Annotated in this window: 16 protein-coding genes, 1 pseudogene and 1 riboswitch; of the genes and pseudogenes, 11 read left to right on the top strand and 6 right to left on the bottom strand. The window is 69.7% G+C overall.

Features of this window, described 5'->3' with window-relative positions:
* Window positions 1–32: 32 nt before the first annotated feature.
* Entirely contained in the window at window positions 33–401 is a 369-nt protein-coding gene (locus ABD679_RS09670) for a TfoX/Sxy family protein (protein WP_344759775.1), read from the top strand.
* A gap of 574 nt (window positions 402–975) precedes the next feature.
* Window positions 976–1,229: riboswitch (cobalamin riboswitch) on the top strand.
* 218 nt (window positions 1,230–1,447) lie between these two features.
* Entirely contained in the window at window positions 1,448–3,313 is a 1,866-nt protein-coding gene (gene btuB, locus ABD679_RS09675; protein ID WP_344759776.1) for a TonB-dependent vitamin B12 receptor, read from the top strand.
* Window positions 3,314–3,479: 166 nt separating this feature from the next.
* Here btuB and dinB read toward each other — a convergent pair whose 3' ends face one another.
* The 4 genes from dinB to ABD679_RS09695 all read right to left on the bottom strand — a co-directional run bounded on the left by dinB (window position 3,480) and on the right by ABD679_RS09695 (window position 8,638).
* Window positions 3,480–4,577, bottom strand: coding sequence for a DNA polymerase IV (dinB, locus tag ABD679_RS09680; protein WP_344759777.1), 1,098 nt, complete (start codon window positions 4,575–4,577; stop codon window positions 3,480–3,482).
* Between the two features lie 7 nt (window positions 4,578–4,584).
* Window positions 4,585–7,308: a bifunctional acetate--CoA ligase family protein/GNAT family N-acetyltransferase gene (locus ABD679_RS09685; RefSeq protein WP_344759778.1), complete on the bottom strand. Its 2,724-nt coding sequence runs from the start codon at window positions 7,306–7,308 to the stop codon at window positions 4,585–4,587.
* A 71-nt stretch (window positions 7,309–7,379) separates the two neighbouring features.
* Complete coding sequence (locus ABD679_RS09690; RefSeq protein ID WP_344759779.1) at window positions 7,380–8,132, bottom strand: anti-sigma factor family protein; 753 nt, start codon at window positions 8,130–8,132, stop codon at window positions 7,380–7,382.
* On the bottom strand, window positions 8,129–8,638 hold the full coding sequence (locus ABD679_RS09695; protein ID WP_344759780.1) for a sigma-70 family RNA polymerase sigma factor: 510 nt from the start codon (window positions 8,636–8,638) through the stop codon (window positions 8,129–8,131). Before ABD679_RS09695 ends, ABD679_RS09690 begins: the two co-directional genes overlap by 4 nt.
* Before the next feature lie 172 nt (window positions 8,639–8,810).
* Here ABD679_RS09695 and ABD679_RS09700 point away from each other — a divergent pair, with 172 nt between their 5' ends.
* The 5 genes from ABD679_RS09700 to ABD679_RS09720 all read left to right on the top strand — a co-directional run bounded on the left by ABD679_RS09700 (window position 8,811) and on the right by ABD679_RS09720 (window position 12,923).
* The gene (locus tag ABD679_RS09700; protein WP_344759781.1) at window positions 8,811–9,944 is read left to right on the top strand and encodes a catalase family peroxidase; all 1,134 of its coding nucleotides are present in this window, start codon (window positions 8,811–8,813) and stop codon (window positions 9,942–9,944) included.
* Entirely contained in the window at window positions 9,941–10,492 is a 552-nt protein-coding gene (locus tag ABD679_RS09705) for a cytochrome b (protein ID WP_344759782.1), read from the top strand. The genes ABD679_RS09700 and ABD679_RS09705 overlap by 4 nt, the downstream gene beginning before the upstream one ends.
* A gap of 99 nt (window positions 10,493–10,591) precedes the next feature.
* Window positions 10,592–11,170: an NADPH-dependent FMN reductase gene (locus tag ABD679_RS09710; RefSeq protein ID WP_344759783.1), complete on the top strand. Its 579-nt coding sequence runs from the start codon at window positions 10,592–10,594 to the stop codon at window positions 11,168–11,170.
* A gap of 135 nt (window positions 11,171–11,305) precedes the next feature.
* Window positions 11,306–11,632 carry a helix-turn-helix domain-containing protein gene (locus ABD679_RS09715; RefSeq protein ID WP_344759784.1) on the top strand — a complete coding sequence of 109 codons (327 nt, stop codon included), beginning with the start codon at window positions 11,306–11,308 and terminating at the stop codon, window positions 11,630–11,632.
* Window positions 11,633–11,645: 13 nt separating this feature from the next.
* Entirely contained in the window at window positions 11,646–12,923 is a 1,278-nt protein-coding gene (locus ABD679_RS09720; protein ID WP_344759786.1) for a type II toxin-antitoxin system HipA family toxin, read from the top strand.
* A gap of 150 nt (window positions 12,924–13,073) precedes the next feature.
* On the opposite strand, the gene ABD679_RS09725 is transcribed toward ABD679_RS09720, so the two are convergent.
* Window positions 13,074–13,970, bottom strand: a complete 897-nt coding sequence (locus tag ABD679_RS09725) for a LysR family transcriptional regulator (protein ID WP_344759787.1) — start codon at window positions 13,968–13,970, stop codon at window positions 13,074–13,076.
* A gap of 133 nt (window positions 13,971–14,103) precedes the next feature.
* Here ABD679_RS09725 and ABD679_RS09730 point away from each other — a divergent pair, with 133 nt between their 5' ends.
* The gene (locus ABD679_RS09730) at window positions 14,104–14,703 is read left to right on the top strand and encodes an NADPH-dependent F420 reductase (RefSeq protein ID WP_344759788.1); all 600 of its coding nucleotides are present in this window, start codon (window positions 14,104–14,106) and stop codon (window positions 14,701–14,703) included.
* 92 nt (window positions 14,704–14,795) lie between these two features.
* A complete protein-coding gene (locus tag ABD679_RS09735) occupies window positions 14,796–15,536 on the top strand; it encodes an SDR family NAD(P)-dependent oxidoreductase (RefSeq protein WP_344759789.1) in 741 nt (246 codons plus the stop codon).
* A gap of 84 nt (window positions 15,537–15,620) precedes the next feature.
* Here the strand turns inward: ABD679_RS09735 and ABD679_RS09740 are convergent.
* Window positions 15,621–16,526 (bottom strand): annotated as a pseudogene (locus tag ABD679_RS09740) (LysR family transcriptional regulator); the annotation flags it as partial.
* 133 nt (window positions 16,527–16,659) lie between these two features.
* Here ABD679_RS09740 and ABD679_RS09745 point away from each other — a divergent pair.
* Window positions 16,660–17,454: an SDR family NAD(P)-dependent oxidoreductase gene (locus tag ABD679_RS09745; protein ID WP_344759790.1), complete on the top strand. Its 795-nt coding sequence runs from the start codon at window positions 16,660–16,662 to the stop codon at window positions 17,452–17,454.
* A 131-nt stretch (window positions 17,455–17,585) separates the two neighbouring features.
* Window positions 17,586–17,710: GDP-mannose 4,6-dehydratase (locus ABD679_RS09750; RefSeq protein ID WP_344759840.1), on the top strand; the 125-nt coding region annotated here is incomplete at its 3' end.

The raw sequence follows: 17,710 nt of genomic DNA on the forward strand, positions 1-17,710 counted from the left end.
CCGCAGCGCGCGCCGCATGCGGGAGCGCGCCGATGAGCACGCCCCCGCTGAAAATGCGCAACATCGGCCCGAAGAGCGCGGCTTGGCTGCGCCAGGTCGGCCTGCGCACGCCCGAGGACCTGGCCGAAGCCGGACCGGTGGACGCCTTCATGCGCGTCAAGCGCGCCGGCTTCCGGCCCAGCCTCAACCTGCTCTACGCGCTGGAAGGCGCCCTGCGCGACTGCCACTGGCAGGAAGTGCCCGGTGAACGCCGCGCGGAACTGGTGGAAGCCGCCGAAGCCGCGATCGCCGAGCTGCCGCCGCCGCGCAACCGTCCCGCCGCCGCGCCGGTGACCACGACGGTGATGCAGGAAGACGACCCGATGCCGTCGCCCCGCCTTTTCGACCAGCCCGACGACTGAACGCTTTCACCGGAGCGGCTTCAGCCGCGGGCTTTGAAGACCGGGTGCCCGGAAGTCGAGGTCAGTCGACGACAACAATCCCGCATTCCGCTCTTTCCCAAGATTCTTTGCCGGGGAGAGCGAAAGCTCTACCGAGGCGATCGCCGGGCGCGGGTACGGATGGCTCCGGGGCGAATGTCCCCCGACGACGGCCTGCGGCCGCCGCCTCCTCCTTGATTTCGCCCCAAAGCCATCCGTCCCCGCGCTGCAAGCGTTGCGGCGGCTGCTACGGGAAGCAAAGCAAGGCCATCCACGCAAGCCTGCAATCCGATGCCCCGTTGCGGCCGGCAGGCTTTTGGGGGAAATCAAGGAGGAGGCTTTCGCCGCAGGCGGAAGCCGGGGGACATTCCCCCAAAGGCCTGCCGGCCGCAGCAGGGCCCGTCAGATCGCGGTTCGGCTGGCGATCGGAGCACCCACTGACTTCATTGGCGGAAGAACTCTTTCAAAGAGAGTGCAGGCGCCCACAGCTGAAGCAACTCTTGCAGGAGCGCCCTGCCATCCGTCCAAACGGCACCCCACCGCCACGCCATGGCGTACAATCGCCCCGCTTCGCGGTGACCCGGCGGCATCCGCCAACGGGTTGAAACGGGAAGCCGGTGAAGTCTTCCGCGTGCCCCACGGGCATCGCGCCACGACCATTCCGGCACTGCCCCCGCAACGGTAAGTGAGTCGCGCCAACGCATCCGCCACTGTCCAGGCCCGCAACGGGCCCGCACGGGAAGGCGCCGCGGCCGGAGTCCAGCACTCCAACTCGCCAGTCCGGAGACCGGCCACGAAGCAGGGGTCCACCGACCCCGTCCGATTGCGATGCGGAGGGCATCGTGGCGGCGATGCCGGCGCGTGCCCTCGCCCCGACCCCGCGGCCCCCGTCCTTCTCTCCGCAAGCGGATGCGAGTCCATCGCAAGCGCCGTGCGCGCCTGCGCGGCCTCGCAAGGGCCCCGCGCATCCCGCGCAGGCTTTCCACCCTGTTTCGCGTGCGCGGGTGCACGCGAATGGAGAAGCGTCCATGCAGTCCCGGATCCTCGCGCTGGCCATTGCCGGCACCCTGTTTGCCCCGTCGCTGGCCCATGCCGAGGCGGCAGCCACCGACCTCGACGAAGTGGTGGTGACCGCCACCCGCACGCAGGTGGCCCTGGCCGACAGCCTGTTCCCGGCCCAGGTCATCGGCCACGACGAGATCGTGCGCAGCCAGGCGCGCAGCGTCACCGACCTGCTGCGCGGCCGCGCCGGCATCGACATTGGCAACCAGGGCGGGCCGGGCAAGCTGAGCACGGTGTTCATGCGCGGCAGCGAATCCGACCACGTGCTGGTCCTGGTCGACGGCGTCCGCGTCGGCTCGGCCACCGCCGGGCTCACCGCGTTCCAGGACCTGCCGATCGACCAGGTCGACCGCATCGAAATCGTGCGCGGCCCGCGTTCGAGCCTGTACGGCTCCGAGGCGATCGGCGGCGTGATCCAGATCTTCACCCGCCGCGACGCGGGTGCCTTCACCCCGCGCCTGCGCGTGGGAATCGGCAGCCACGGCCTGCGCGAAGGCAGCGCCGGCATCGGCGGCAGCGGCGAACGCGGCTGGTTCGGCGCCGACGTCGCCTACCAGCGCACCGACGGCATCAATGCCTGCAACGGCTCGGCGACGCTGTTCCAGGGCTGCTACGCGGACGAACCCGACCGCGACGGCTACCGCAACCGCTCCGTCGGCCTGCGCGGTGGCGTCGACCTGACCGACACGCTCGCACTGGAAGCCAACGCACTGCGCGCCGAAAGCAGCAACGAATACGATGGCACGCTGTTCGGCGGCAACGAAACGGAGAACGTCCAGCAGGTGGTGGGAGGCAAGCTGGCCTTCAACCCGACCAGCACTTTCGGCCTGACCGCCCAAGTCGGCCGCAGCTACGACAAGTCGGACACCTACTTCGCCGACCACAACGCCGGGACGCGCGACTACGTCGGCGCGATCGACACCAGGCGCGATTCGGCATCGGTGCAGGCCGACGTCGGCGTTTCCGATGGCCATTTGATCAGTGTCGGCGTCGACTGGCTGCAGGACACGATCGAAAGCGAGACCGCCTATACCGTCAAGGAGCGCGACAACGTCGGCGGCTTCGTCGAATACCAGGGCTCGTTCGGCGCGCACCGGCTGCAGGCCAGCGTGCGCAACGACGACAACGAACAGTTCGGCAACCACACCACCGGCGGGCTGGGTTGGGGCATGGCGCTCGGCTCCGGCCTTCGCCTCAACGCGAGCTACGCCACCGGCTTCAAGGCGCCGACCTTCAACGAGCTGTACTTCCCGTTCGGCAGCGGCAATCCCGAGCTGGAACCGGAGCGCTCGAAGACGGCCAACCTCGGCGTCCGCCAGGACCGGGACGGCTGGCGCTGGACGCTCGACATGTACGAAACCACCGTCGACGACCTGATCACGCTCGACGCGGACTTCGTGCCGCAGAACATCGAGCACGCGCGCATCCGTGGCGCGGAAGCAACGGTCGCGACCACGCTGCTGGGCTGGGATGCCTCGCTCCAGCTCAGCCACACCGACCCGCGCAACCGCAGCAACGGACCGGTACGCGACAACCTGCTGGCCCGGCGCGCGCGCGACACCGGCCGCGTCGACGTCGACCGCGCGTTCGGCGCGTTCGCGTTCGGCGCCAGCCTCAAGGGCGCCGGCCACCGCTTCGACGATGCCGCCAACACCGTGCGCCTGGGCGGCTACGCAACGTTCGACCTGCGCGCCTCGTATGCCTTCAATCCGGACTGGACGCTGGAGGCGCGCGTGGACAACGTGTTCGACCGCGATTACGAAACCGTGGCCTGGTACAACCAGCCCGGCCGCGAGTACGGCCTGAGCCTGCGCTGGTCGCCGACGCGCTGACGCACGGCACCGCGTCGCCCTGCTTTTCTGCAGGAGCGGCTTCAGCCGCGAGCTCTTCTCCCGGGATATCGCCGCGCCGAGGCCCGGGAGGAACGGCAGGGATTCCACCCGCCGACGCCGCCATGGATCCGGTGCGTTGGCGAAGGGCTCGCGGCTGAAGCCGCTCCTACCGATCCGGGGGCGCCGGGACGGACGGCAGGTCGTCGTCGAACAGGCTGCCCTGGCCGTCGCCCTCGCCGCGCTCGCGGAAGCCCGACAGCCCCACGCCGACCAGCCGGTAGCGCGTTGACGGCGGCAGGTCGACGCGGTCACGCAGCGACAGCGCGATCGTGGTCAGTTCCTCCAGCGACGCGGGCGGGAATTCCGGGGTGTGGCTGCGGGTCAGGATCCGGAACTGTGCGGTCTTGAGCTTGAGTACCACCGTGCGGCCGACGCGCTCGGTCCTGCGCGTCGCCAGCCAGGTCTTTTCGGCGAGGCGGCGGATGTCGGCCTCGAAATCGTACAGCAGCAGGTCGCGTTCGAAGGTGTCCTCGGCCGAGATCGACTGCACCGGCTGGTCCGGCTGCACCGCGCGCTCGTCGATGCCCTGCGCGCGCAGGTGCAGGCGGCGCCCGAAGCTGCCGAAGCGCGACTGCAGTTCCTCGACAGGATGCATGCGCAGATCGCCGACGGTCGCGATGCCCAGCTCCGCCAGCTTCTTCTCCATCACCTTGCCCACGCCGGGAATCTTCGCCACCGGCAGCGGCGTCAGGAACGCCTCGACCTGCGACGGACGCACCACGAACACGCCGTCGGGCTTGTTCCAGTCCGAGGCGATCTTGGCCAGGAACTTGTTCGGTGCCACGCCGGCCGAGGCGGTGAGCGAGGTTTCCGCGCGGATCTGCGCGCGGATCGCCTGCGCGGTGGCGGTTGCGCTGGGCGAGGGAATCTTCGGCGCGGTGACGTCGAGGTAGGCCTCGTCGAGCGACAGCGGTTCGACGAGATCCGTGTGGCGCAGGAAGATCTCGCGCACCTGCCGCGACACCGCCTTGTAGCGCGCGAAGTCCGGCGCCACGAACACCGCGTCCGGGCACAGCCGCTCGGCGCGCACCGCCGGCATCGCCGAGCGCACGCCGAACACCCGCGCCTCGTAGCTGGCCGCGCACACCACCGAACGCGCGCCGCGCCAGGCCACCACCACCGGCCGCCCGCGCAGCGACGGATCGTCGCGCTGCTCGACCGACGCGTAGAACGCGTCCATGTCGACGTGGAGGATCTTGCGCATGCGCCGATTATCCCGCAGTGGCGGCCGATGACCCCTGTGTCTTGTCGCCCACCGGCAGCGTCACCAGCATCAGCGTCGCGTCCTCGGGATCGGGCACCACGGTGAACCCCAGGTGCCGGCACATCGACAGCATGGTGCTGTTCTCGCGCAGCACCTGGCCTTCGACGAGGTTGAGGCCGAGCCAGTGCGCAACCTCGATCATCGCCTCCATCAGCTTCCAGCCGATGCCGGCGCCCTTGAGGTCGGAGCGCACCATGATCCCGTACTCGCCGCGGTCGAAGTTGGCGTCTGCCAGCAGGCGCACGGCGCCGAGCATCTCGCCGCTTTCCGCGTCGATCGCCACCAGCGCCATCGAGCGTGCGTAGTCGAGCTGCACCAGCCGGGCGATGAAGTCGTGGCTGAAGTCGCGCACCGCGCGGAAGAAGCGCAGGCGCAGGTCCTCCGCGCTCACCCGCGCGAAGAAGGCGCGGAACATCGCGTCGTCCTCCGGCCGCACCGGGCGCACGAATGCTTCGCGGCCGTCGGCCAGGGTGATGCTGCGTTCCCACTCCTTCGGATACGGAAGGATCGCGAAGCGCGGATGGCCGCGGCCGCGATGCAGCTGCCGCGACGGCGCCACCGCCACGCGCGCATCCAGCGCGACCACGCCGTCGGCGTCCACCAGCAGCGGATTGATGTCGAGCTCGCGCACGGCGGGAATGTCGGCCGCCAGCTGCGCGAGCTTGACCAGCACCAGCGCCAGCGCGTCTTCGTCGGCTGCGGGCACGTCGCGGTAGGCCTTGAGGATGCGCGACACGCGGGTGCGCGCGACCAGCTCGTGCGCCAGCCGCAGGTCCAGCGGTGGCAGTGCCAGCGCCTTGTCGTCGATCACCTCCACCGCGGTGCCGCCGCGGCCGAACACGATCACCGGGCCGAAGACGGCATCGTCGGCGATGCCGGTGATCACCTCGCGCGCCCTGGGCCACAGCGCCATCGGCTGCACCAGCACGCCTTCGATGCGCGCGTCGGGACGGCGTGCGCGGGCACGGCGCAAGATGTCCTGCGCGGCAGCACGCACGGCGTCAGCGCTGCCCAGGTCCAGCCGCACGCCGTCGACGTCGGATTTGTGCGCGATGTCGGGCGACAGCAGCTTCACTGCGACCGTACCGCCTTCGGCAAGCAGTGGCGTGGCGATGCGCACCGCCTCGTCCGCGTCGGCCGCCGGCAGCGCGGGGACGAAGGCGATGCCGTAGGCCGCGAGCAGACGCGACACCGCATCGGGTTCCAGCCACTCCCGCCCGCCGGCGAGCGCTTCGGCCACCACCGCCTGTGCGGTTTCGCTGTCGACGACAAAATCCTCGGGCAGGCTCGGCGGTGTTTCCATCAGCGCCTGCTGCGCCTCGCGGTGGCGCACCAGATACATGAAGCCGCCCACGGCCTCGGCTTCCGAGGCGTAGGTCGGCACGCCCGCGGCGTTGAGCGCGGCCGTGGCCTGTTCGTCTCCGCCCACCCACACCGCCAGCGTCGGCTTGCGCGCGCCGCCGGGCCGCGATTCCAGCGCGCGCACCACCGCGGCGGCGGTGTCGCGCGGCTGCGACAGCACCGTCGGCACGTGCATCGCCAGCACCGCGTCGCTGTCGCGGTCGGCCAGCAGCGCCTGCAGGCCAGCGAAGTAGCGTTCGCCGTCGGCGTCGCCGAGCATGTCGACCGGGTTCGTCCGCGACCAGCCGCGCGGGAACGCGGCATCGAGCGTTTCGACCGTCTGCGCCGACAGCACCGCCGGCACACCGCCCAGGTCCACCAGCCGGTCCAGCGCCAGCATCCCGGTACCGGCGCCGTTGGTCAGCACCGCCAGCCGCTTGCCGGGCACGTTGCCCAGGTGCGAGAGCGTTTCGGCCGCGGCGAACAGTTCGTCCAGCGCATGCACGCGCAGCAGGCCGGCGCGCCGGAAGGCCGCGTCGTAGGCGGCATCGGGCGTGGCCAGGCGGGCGATGTGGGTTTGCGCATCGACCGGCGCACGGACGTGGCGGCCGGGCTTGACCACCACCACCGGCTTGCCGCGCGCCGCCGCGCGCGCGGCCGAGAGGAACTTGCGCGCATCGCGCACGTGCTCGAGGTACAGCAGGATCGCGCGGGTGTGGCGATCGACGGCGAAATAATCGAGCAGGTCGCCGAAGTCGACGTCGAGCGCGTCGCCCAGCGCCGCCACCGCCGAGAACCCGATTCCGCGCGGGCGCGCCCACTCCAGCATGCCCGCCGCCACCGCGCCGGACTGCGACACCAGCGCCAGGTCGCCCGGCAGCGGCCGGTGCGCGGCAAAGCTGGCGAACAGATGGGCGTGCGGCGCGATCACGCCCAGGCAGTTGGGGCCGACGACGCGCAGCCCGCGCGGCCGCGCGACGGCCTCGAGCGCGGCATTGTGCGAACCCGCGCCCGCGCCCATGCCGCGGGTCAGCACGATCGCCGCCCTGGCGCCGTTGTCGGCCGCGGCTGCGGCGGCCGCCGCCACGTCCCCAGGCGGCACGGCGATCACCACCAGCTCCGGCGCGAATCCCAGTGCATCGAGCCGCGGAGCGGCCGCCATGCCGTCGATCTCGCGGTAATGCGGATTGACCAGACCCACCGGCCCGGTGAAGCCGCCGTCGCGCAGCTGCCGCAGCACCAGCCGCCCGAGCGAGCGCTCGCGCGGGCTCGCCCCCACCACGGCCACCGAGGCCGGCGCGAACACGGACTGGAGCGCGTAGGTGCTCACGGGACTCCTGCTGCGGGACGAGCCGCGACCTTAGCACCCGGAAACGGACGATCCGGTCAGAGACGCCCGCCTCACACCGCCGGCGGAATCGCCTCCTGCACCGCCAGCGTCTGCGGATCGTCGGCGCGGCCGACCACGGCGAAGCCGTAACCGTTGCGGTACCAGTAGCGCAGCGCCAGGCCTTCGTCGCGGCGGCTGCCGCGCGCATCGGCGAAGCGCGTGCTCGGGCGCACGTAGAAGCTCACCCGCCGGCCGTCCGCATCCTGGTACATCAGCATCGCCGCGGCGCCGTCCGGGGTGGCGAGCATGCGCCCGCCGAGCAGCGCGAAGCCGTAGGGCTGCAGGTCGGGCAGCGACATCGGCCGCCCCAGGCGCGCGGACAGCCAGGCCTGCAGTTCCGGCCCGCGGCTGGCATCCATTTCCACCGGCCGCGTGCGGTCGGTGGCGAAGATGCGGTAGGCGGCGATCGCATCGTCCATCGGCGGCGCGGCGGCCGCCACTCGCGCGGTCTTCGCCTGCCAGCCGCCCACGCCACCCACGCCCAGCGCCAGCACCAGCGACGCGCACAGCGCGAGGCGCTGCCGCGTCCGCTTGCGGCGCGTGCGCCGGATCGACGCCGGATCCAGCCGCGGCTGCGGCGACCGCGCCAGGTCGCCGGCCAGCGCCGCGCGCAGGTCGGCGGCATCGCGCTGCCACTGTGCCACGCGCGCGGCCAGCGCCGGCTGCGCGGCCAGGCTGGTCTCCACCTCGCGCCGCCGCGGCTCATCAAGCTGGCCATCGACGTAGGCCTGCAGGGTGTCGTCGTCGGGTATCCGGGTATTCATCCGATCCTCCGCAGCCGGGTATCGCCGGGTTCGTCGCCGGTGAGCTTGCGATACGCGGCGCGGGCGCGCGAGAGCCGCGACATCACCGTGCCGACCGGCACGCCCAGCGCCTGCGCGGCGTCCTGGTAGGCCAGTCCTTCCACCACCACCAGCAGCAGCACCGCGCGATGATCGGTGGCCAGCGCGTCGAACGCCTCCAGCGACGTGCGCGCCACGAAGGTTTCCTCCGCCGAGGGCGCGGCGACCGGCTCGTTGCCGAACAGCGCCAGCACGTTGCGCCAGCGGCCCGCGCGGCGGCGCTGGTCGAGGAATTGCCGGTGCAGGATCGAGAACAGCCATGCCTTCAGGCTGCCGTCGCCGCGACGCGTGGACCAGCGCGAGAGCGCCCGCTCCAGGCTGGCCTGCACCAGGTCGTCGGCCTCGGTGGCGTCGCGCGACAGCCACAGCGCAAAGCGCCGCAGCGACGGCAGCAGCGCGCGCAGTTCGTCGTCGTCGATCGTGTTCACGGTGTCATCGGTCCCATCGCATGGGCGGCGTTTCTCCGCCGGTCGCAGGGTACGACGCATGAGAGCGGCGTTTATTCCCTGCGCGTGAACGGTGCCCAACACGGTGGAATCCGACGGAATAAACCGGCACCCGGCGCGTCCCACAGCCATCGAACGCCACGCAGGAACCACGATGCCGCCTTCCCTCCCCTCCCCGCAGTCGCTGCGACGCCTGTGGCGCCGGCGACGCCCGATGGTCGCCCGCTTCGGCGCGATCGCGCTCACCGTCGGCCTCCTCGCGCTGGCGTTCGCCTGGACCGCCGGCTGGCTGTCGCCCTCGCGCCTGTCGGGCGCCGATGTCGCCGACGTGCTCGAACGCCACAACGGCGACCACCCCGGCTTCCGCCGCGCGCACGAGAAGGGCGTGTGCGTTGTCGGCCATTTCGAGAGCAACGGCCGTGGGCAGGCGCTGTCTAAGGCGGCGGTGTTCGCGCCCGGTCGCACGCCGGTGTTCGGCCGCTTCGCGCTGGCCGTCGGCTCGCCGTACGCGCCCGATGGCGTGCCCGCGCCGCGCAGCCTGGCGCTGGACCTCACCGCCCGCGACGGCAGCACCTGGCGCACGGCGATGAACAGCGTGCCGCTGTTCCCGGTCGGCAACGTGCGCGACTTCGTGGCGCTGCAGCGCGCGACCACGCCCGACCCGGCGACCGGCAAGCCCGATCCGGACAAGGTCGCGGCGTTCATGGCCGCGCACCCGGAAACGCGCGCCTTCAACGCGCTGATGGCCTCGCGGCCGATTCCGTCCAGCTTCGCCAACGGCAGCTACCACTCGATCAACGCGTTCCGCTTCATCGACGCCGAGGGCGCGACGCGCACGTTGCGCTGGTCGCTCGTGCCCGAGGCGCAGTTTTCCGCGATCGATCGCGACCGCTTCGATGCGATGAACGCGCGTGACCACGATTTCCTGTTCAACGAACTGTTCGAGCGCCTGCGCCGCGGACCGCAGCGCTGGCACCTGCTGGTGACACTGGCCGAACCCGGCGACCGCACCGACAACGCCACCGTGCAGTGGCCGGAAGATCGCGAGCAGGTCGATGTCGGCACGCTGGTAATCGAGCAGGCGCTGGCCGAGCCTGCCGGCCCCTGCCGCGACGTCACCTTCGATCCGCTGGTGCTGCCGGCGGGCATCGCCGCATCCGACGATCCCCTGCTCGCGGCGCGCTCGGCCGTCTATGCCGCCTCGCTGCGGCGCCGCTCCGGCGAAGGCCCGCACCCCGGTGCGCCCGGCACCACGCACGCCGCCACCGCATCGGAGGCACGGCCATGAGCACGCAAACGCCCCCGTTCCACGCCCGCGCGCGCCTGCTGCACTGGCTGATGGCGCCGCTGGTGGTGGCGATGCTGTTCATCGGCATCGGCATGCTGTCTACCACGTCGTCCGCGTATGCGCTGCTGCTGGCGATCCACAAGCCGCTGGGCGCCGCGATCCTGGTGCTGGTGTTGCTGCGCATCTACACGCGCCTGCGTCACCGGCCGCCGCCGTTGCCCGCCGACCTTCCCCCGCTGCAGCGGCGCGCGGCCACCCTGTCGCACTGGTTGCTGTACGCGCTGATGCTGCTGATGCCGCTCAGCGGCTGGGCGATGCTGTCGGCGGCGGGCTATCCGGTCACGCTGTCCGCGGGCATCCACCTGCCGCCGATCCTGCCGCGCGACGCGGCGCTGTTCGCCGTGCTGCGCGGCGCCCACCACTGGCTGGCGCTGCTGCTGTTCGCCACGTTCCTGCTGCACCTGGCCGCGGCGCTGTTCCATGGTTTGATCCGGCGCGACGGCGTGCTGGCCAGCATGGGGCCGTGGCCGCTGCGCGGTCGCCGTTGATCCACCCCGCCCTCCACCCGCACACGTCATGCGCGATGGTGCCAAGATCGCGACAGGCCGCGCACGGCGCGTGGCCACCGGCAAACGAGGATGCGTTCCATGGCCAACATCGTCGGACTGTGCGGAAGCCTGCGCCGCGGTTCGTTCAATGCCGCGCTGCTGCGTGCGGCGGCGGGGCTGGTGCCTGACGGCAGCCATATCGACGCACGCACGCTGCACGGCGTGCCGCTCTACGACGGCGACGTGGAAGCGGCCGAGGGCATCCCGCCCGCGGTGGCCGCGCTGAAGGACGCCGTCGCCGCGGCCGACGGCCTGCTGCTGGCCACGCCCGAGTACAACAACGGCATCCCGGGCGTGTTCAAGAACGCGATCGACTGGATGTCGCGCCCGGCCGCGGACATCGCGCGGGTGTTCGGCGGCAAGCCGGTCGCGGTGCTCGGCGCCTCGCCCGGCGGCTTCGGCACCCAGCTCGCCCAGAACGGCTGGCTGCCGGTGCTGCGCACCCTCGGCACGGCCCCGTGGTTCGAGGGGCGACTGATGGTGGCGCGGGCCGGGGACGTGTTCGACGCCGACGGCCGCATCGTCGATGCCGGCATCGAACGGCGCCTGCGCGGGTTCGTGGCCGGCTTCTGCGCCCACGTGGAGGGAATTACGAGAAAGACCTCATCAAACGGTTGATTCCTGCCATTTGAGAGTAAATATTACTGAAACGGCAGATATCCACCGGTTATGAACAACGGATATTCATGATTTCAACTGGTACTATCCGACCGGAATCTTCATTTTTTCTCGCTACAGGCTGAGAAGTACCGAATGAATACCGTTATCCCCGACATCGACGAACTGCAGGCCCGGCTCGGCGACCAGCTGCGCCGCCTGCGCCTGGCCCGCGACCTCGACCAGCTGACCCTGGCCGACAAGGCCGGCGTGTCCGAAAAGGCGCTGCGCAACCTCGAGGCCGGGCGCGGCTCCAGCCTGTCGACCCTGCTGCAGGTGCTGCGCGCGCTCGACCGCCTCGACTGGCTGGACACCCTGTCGCCGGTCGCCTCGGTCAGCCCGATGGCGCTGCTGCGCCAGCGCCCCGAGCGCGAACGCCGCCGCGTCGGCCGCCCGCGCCGCAAGGCCGCGACGGCGAAGTAGCCGCGAGCGCCCCGTGGACACCCCGGTCATCGAGGTCCGCCTCTGGGACCAGCGCGTCGGCGCCGTCGCGCCCGACCCGCAGGCCGGCTGTTACGCCTTCGAATACGACCCGGCCTGGCGCCGGCAGGGCATCGAACTCGCCCCGCTGACCATGCCCACCGACGCGGCGGAATCCGTCTTCCTGTTCCCCGACCTGCCGCGCAACAGCTTCCACGGCCTGCCCGGCCTGCTTGCCGACGCCCTGCCCGACGCCTTCGGCAACGCCCTGATCGACGCCTGGATGGCGCGCCACGGCGTCGCCGCCAGCGCTGTCACCGCACTCGACCGCCTGGCCTACATGGGCAAGCGCGGCATGGGCGCGCTGGAGTTCCGCCCCGCGCGCGGTTCGCACAGCGAGAGCGCCGAGCCGCTGCGGATGAAGTCGCTGGTCGAGGCCGCGCGTCAGGTGCTGCACGGCGACCTGTCCGACGACGCGCACGCGCAGGCCGCGCTGGCCAACATCATCCGCGTCGGCACCTCGGCCGGCGGCGCGCGCGCCAAGGCGGTGGTCGCCTGGAATCCCGAAACCGGAGAGCTGCGCAGCGGGCAGTTCGACGCCGCGCAAGGCTTCGAACACTGGCTGCTCAAGTTCGACGGCGTCGGCAAGGACATGGAACTGGGCACGGGCGCGGACTACAGCCGCATCGAGTACGCCTACCACCTGATGGCGCGCGCCGCCGGCATCGTGATGGAGCCCTGCCGCCTGCTGGAAGAAAACGACCGCGCCCACTTCATGACCCGCCGCTTCGACCGCGACGGCAACCGCAAGCACCACGTGCAGTCGCTGTGCGCCATGCAGCACCTGGACTACAACCAGCGCGGCACCCACGCCTACGAGCAGCTGTTCCTCGTTGCAGGGCAACTCGAACTCGGCGACGACGCGCACACCGAAATCTTGCGCCGCATGGCCTTCAACGTCATGGCCCGCAACTGCGACGACCACACCAAGAACCACGCCTTCCTGCTGCGCGAAGGCGGCCGCTGGGAACTCGCCCCCGCCTACGACGTCACCCACGCCTACAACCCGAACGGCGAATGGACCTACCAGCACCTGATGGGCGTCAACGGCAAGTTCGACGGCATCACGCGCGACGACCTGATGGCCGTAGCCAAGCGCTTCGGCGTGGTCGGCGCGCGTGATGCGCTGTCGCAGGTGCGCGATGCGGTGGCGCAGTGGAGCGACTTCGCGGACGAAGCGGGCCTGCCTGCGTCCACGTCGCGCACGATCGCCGCGGACCACGCGCCCGCCTGAGGAAACGCGGCCTGCCGACCACCTGCTGCGTGTTCGCATCGCCACGCTGGTCTCCCCCACGATCCCGGCCAGCGGCGCCGTAGGCTGGGTTGGCTTCATCAACCCAGCGTTCGCGCGAGGTTGATGCTGGGTTGATGGAGCCAACCCAGCCTACGGCCAAGGCTTGCCAAGAATCTCGACCAGCCGCGATTCGCACGGTGAGAGATCGTGGCCCCGACGCTGCGAGACCACGAACGTCAGCGGGCGGATGTGCCAGGCGCGACGTTCGAGTTCGACGAGCTGCCCGCCCGCCAGGTCATCGGCGACGAGGTGTCGCGGCAGGTGCCCCCAGCCAAGACCGGCCTTGAGCAGGTCGCGCTTGGCGCCGAGGTCATTGACCAGCCACTGGCGCTTTCCGGCGACGCCCCGCTGGGTCTTCTCCGCTTCGGGCTGGTTGTCCGTGACGACGACCTGGACGTGCAGGCCGAGTTCGTCCATCGGGATCGGGCCGGTTACCGAAGCGAGTGGATGGGATGGCGCGCATGTGGTCACCATCTCCGCCTCGCACAGCCAGCTGCGTTCGATGGCATCCGGGTTCACCTCCGGCACGTTCTCGATCGTGATCGCCAGGGCACACGTCTTTTCGAGCACGAGGTTCTCGCCGCCCTGCATGGTCGTGATTCGCAGGTTGATCGCCGCGGTCGGGAACTCCGCCTGCAGCGTCCGCAGGCAGTCGGTCAGGCGGGCGCGCGGGAAGTAGGCATCGACCGCGACCGAAACCTGCGGCACCCCGGCTTTGGCGATCGCGCCGGCGCGGTTCTTCATTTCTTCGACGCGTGAGATCACCGCCCGTGCGTCCGGCAACAGGCTGCGCCCCGCCGCGCTGAGCTGCGCCTTGCGCGTGTTGCGCTCGAACAGTTCGACATCGAACGCGCTTTCCAGCGCCTTGACCGCATGGCTGATGGCCGACTGCGCGCGCCCGAGCTTCCGCGCCGCACCCGAGAAGCTTCCCTGATCGCATACCGCAACGAACGCACGCAGCTGGTTGATGGTGACGTTGTCGAGCACCGGTATCCAGAAAATAGATCGTATTTAGCGATGTTTCGTCAATTGTGTTGATGCGTCAAGCGACCCAGATCGGTTGGGCAGCCGGCTCGAACGGGCCGGCCCACTTACTCCCCTACCGAAAAGGATCATCGTCATGAGCTACGCAATCATCGGTTTCGGCTCCATAGGCCAGGCCCTCGCCGGCGCTTTCGCCCGCAACAACATCGAAGTCACCGTCGCCAGCCGACGCCCGCCCGAAGCACTGTTGCCGCAGGCGCAGGCGATCGGGCCCAAGGTCATCCCCCGGACGCTGCAGGAAGCAGCCAAGGCGGACGTGATCATCCTGGCGGTCCTGTTCGAGGGACACCGGGACGTCGCCAAGGCTCTCCCGGACTGGCAGGGCAAGACGATCATCGACGCGATGAACACGAACGACCCCGTCGAAGATCTCGACGGCCTCCCGTCCACGTCTTTCGCCGCCAGGGCTTTCCCCGGCGCCAGGTTCGTGAAGGGCTTCAACCACCTGCTTGCACGCACCCTGGCCACCGACCCGAACGTGGAGGGCGGCCACCGCGTCGTGTTCCTGTCGAGCGACGACGAAGCTGCCGCAGCGCAGGTCGCGGACCTTGCCAAGCGACTCGGCTTCGCGCCCGTGTATCTCGGGAAGCTCGACGAAGGCGGCACGCTGGTGCAGGCCCGGGGCAAGACCTGGGGCCCGCTGATCTTCCAGGACCTGTTCAAGAAGGAGCCGTGAGCGATGCATGGCCATCACGGCGAGCGTGATCGGCCCACGGCGTGAATCACTGCTCCACAAGTACTGACTCCCCCCAACGAAGGATCCATGAAATGACCACGAACAAACTCAATGGGAAAACCGCCGTGATTACCGGCGGCGCCACCGGCATCGGCATCGCGGCGGCAAAACGCTTCATCGAGGACGGCGCATTCGTCTTCATCTTCGGCCGCCGGCAGGAAGCGCTCGACGCGGCCCTGGCCGAACTCGGACCCAATGCCCGTGCGGTACGGGGTTCGATTTCCGACCCGGCCGACCTCGACCGGCTTTACGCGCAGGTGGAGGCAGAGCGCGGAACCCTCGACATCGTCTTCGCCAATGCCGGCACGGGAGGCGTGCTTCCGCTGGGCGAGATCACCGTCGAGCAGATCGACGACACCTTCGACACCAATGTGAAGGGCACGATCCTCACGGTCCAGAAGGCACTGCCGCTGATGGGCCAGGGCGGCTCGATCATCCTGACCGGATCGAGCTCCGGCACCACGGGCGCCCCGGCATTCAGCGTCTACAGCGCGAGCAAGGCAGCGGTACGCAACCTCGCGCGGAGCTGGGCGGAGGACCTGAAGGGCACCGGCATCCGGGTCAACGTGCTGTCGCCCGGGCCGACGGCGACCGAACTGGCGAAGGCCGCGGTGGGCGAGGAAGGCCTGAAGATGTTCGCCTCGATGAATCCACTCCAGCGCATGGCCGAACCGACGGAAGTCGCGGCGGGGGCGGCATTCCTCGCGTCGAATGACAGCAGCTTCATGACCGCCAGCGAGCTCGCGGTCGACGGCGGCCTGGCGCAGATCTGACCCGCGAGGTGCTACGGCACTCCATTCCGCAAGGCCGCCGGCAGGTGGCTAGGCGGCTGGAGTGTCGTCGCCGAACGTGCGCTTGTAGTTGTCTTCGACGTTCAGATGTTCGACCAGGAAGTCGACGAACGAGCGCACCTTGGGCAACTGCACCTGTCCGCGCGGGAACAGCGCATGGACGGCGACGTCCGGGCCACGCCAGCCCGACAGCGTCCGCTGCACCAGGCCCTTCTCGACGTAGGCCCGCACCATCACGTCGCTGGTGAGCATGATTCCCTCGCCGCCCAGCAACATGGCGCGCAGCGGGCCGGGGTCGTTCGCGACCATCACGGGTTCGACCGGGAAGTCGCGTGGCTTGCCCTTGCCGTCGCCAAGTTTCCAGGCAAAGGAACTGCTGTTGCGGTGGTTGGTCTGTGTCAGCGTGCGATGGTTGATCAGCTCGTCGGGATGAAGCGGCTCGCCGAAGCGCTCGATGTAGCCCGGCGAGGTGTAGGCCGCGGTGCTGAACACCGCGAGCCTGCGCGCTGCCAGGTTTGAATCGGGCAGCGTACCCACGCGCAGCGCCACGTCGATCTCGCCGGCGATGATGTCGAGATTGTCGTTGCTCAGCAGCAGTTCCACGCGCACGTCTGGATGGCGCGCGTGGAATTCGCTTAGCAGGGGCGCGACCCAGATGTTGCCCAACGGGTGCGTCGTGGTCACGCGCAGCCAGCCCCGTGGTCCGCTCCGCAGCTGGTACACCGCGCTTTCCGCCTCGTCGAGGTCGCGCGCGATGCGCTGGCAATGCGTGAAATAGATGTTTCCGGCCTCGGTCAATCCGAGCTTGCGGGTTGTTCGATGCAACAGCTGTGCGCCCAGTCGCTCTTCCAGCTCATGCACCTTGCGACTGACCGTGGTCTTGGGCAGGTGCAGCGTCCGGGAAGCGGCAGTGAAGCTGCCAAGTTCGACCACCTTAACGAACACCAGGGTGTCATTGAGATCACGGCTCATGGGGCCTCCCGGCGATTTTGCCGTTGGCGGGATGATCTTATCCCCAATTGCCGGCTAATCAATTGCCGGCGGTGGGATTAGGTTCGGTGCGGCGACAGATGCCACGTACTCACCAGACCCACGGGAACACACCATGAAAATCGATCTCACCGGCCGCAAGGCCATTGTCACCGGATCCACCGCCGGCATCGGTCGCGCGATTGCCGAAGGGCTGGCGGGCGCGGGCGCGTCGGTGGTGATCAACGGACGCACCGAGGAAAGAGTCGCCGCGACACTGCGGGAGATGCGCGCGCTGCTGCCGGACGCCGACTTGTCCGGCGTGGCCGCCGACGTCGCGACGCCGGAGGGTTCCGCCGGATTGTTCGAGCGGGCCCCGGATGCCGACATCCTGGTCAACAACGCGGGTACGGCGCGGCCAAACGACTTTTTTTTGCAGGATGACGACGAATGGCTGGACCTGTTCCAGCTCAACGTGATGAGCGGTGTGCGCGCCGCGCGCCATTACTTGCCCGGAATGAAGGCGCGCGGCTGGGGTCGCGTGGTGTTCATCAGCAGCGAGTCCGCACTCAACATTCCCAGGGAGATGATCGACTACGGCGTCACCAAGACCGCGGTGCTCGGCGTTTCGCGAGGGCTGACCGAACTCGTCGCCGGCACGGGTGTCACCGTCAACGCGGTCGTTCCCGGCCCGACCAACTCGGAAATCCTTTCCAACTGGATGAAGGCCACCGCCGAGAAGCAGGGCATCACGCCGGCGCAAGCCGAGCAGAACTTCCTGAGGGAGCAACGTCCGACGACGCTGATCAACCGCTTCGCCACGACCGAAGAGGTCGCCAACATGGTTGTCTACGCATGCTCGAAACAGGCCTCTGCCACCACTGGTGCCGTGTTGCGGGTCGACGGTGGCGTGCTCCGCTCGATAGCGTGAAGAGGCGGCTGCGGCTCATGGGGCCTCCCGGCGATTTTCCCGTTGGCGGGATAGTCATAACCCCGATTGCCGACTAATCAGATGCAGGCCGCGGGACTAGATTGGGTACATCACCTGCAAGGAGCGTCGACGTGCTCGCTCTGGTCACTGGTGGCACGGGCCACATTGGTTCTTGCGTCATCCCCGAACTCGTTGCCGTCGGCTACGAGGTCACCGGCCTGGCCAGATCCGACGCATCCGCGGCCGCGCGCACAGA

This window comes from Luteimonas lutimaris, assembly GCF_039537065.1.
Taxonomy (GTDB): Bacteria; Pseudomonadota; Gammaproteobacteria; order Xanthomonadales; family Xanthomonadaceae; genus Luteimonas; species Luteimonas lutimaris.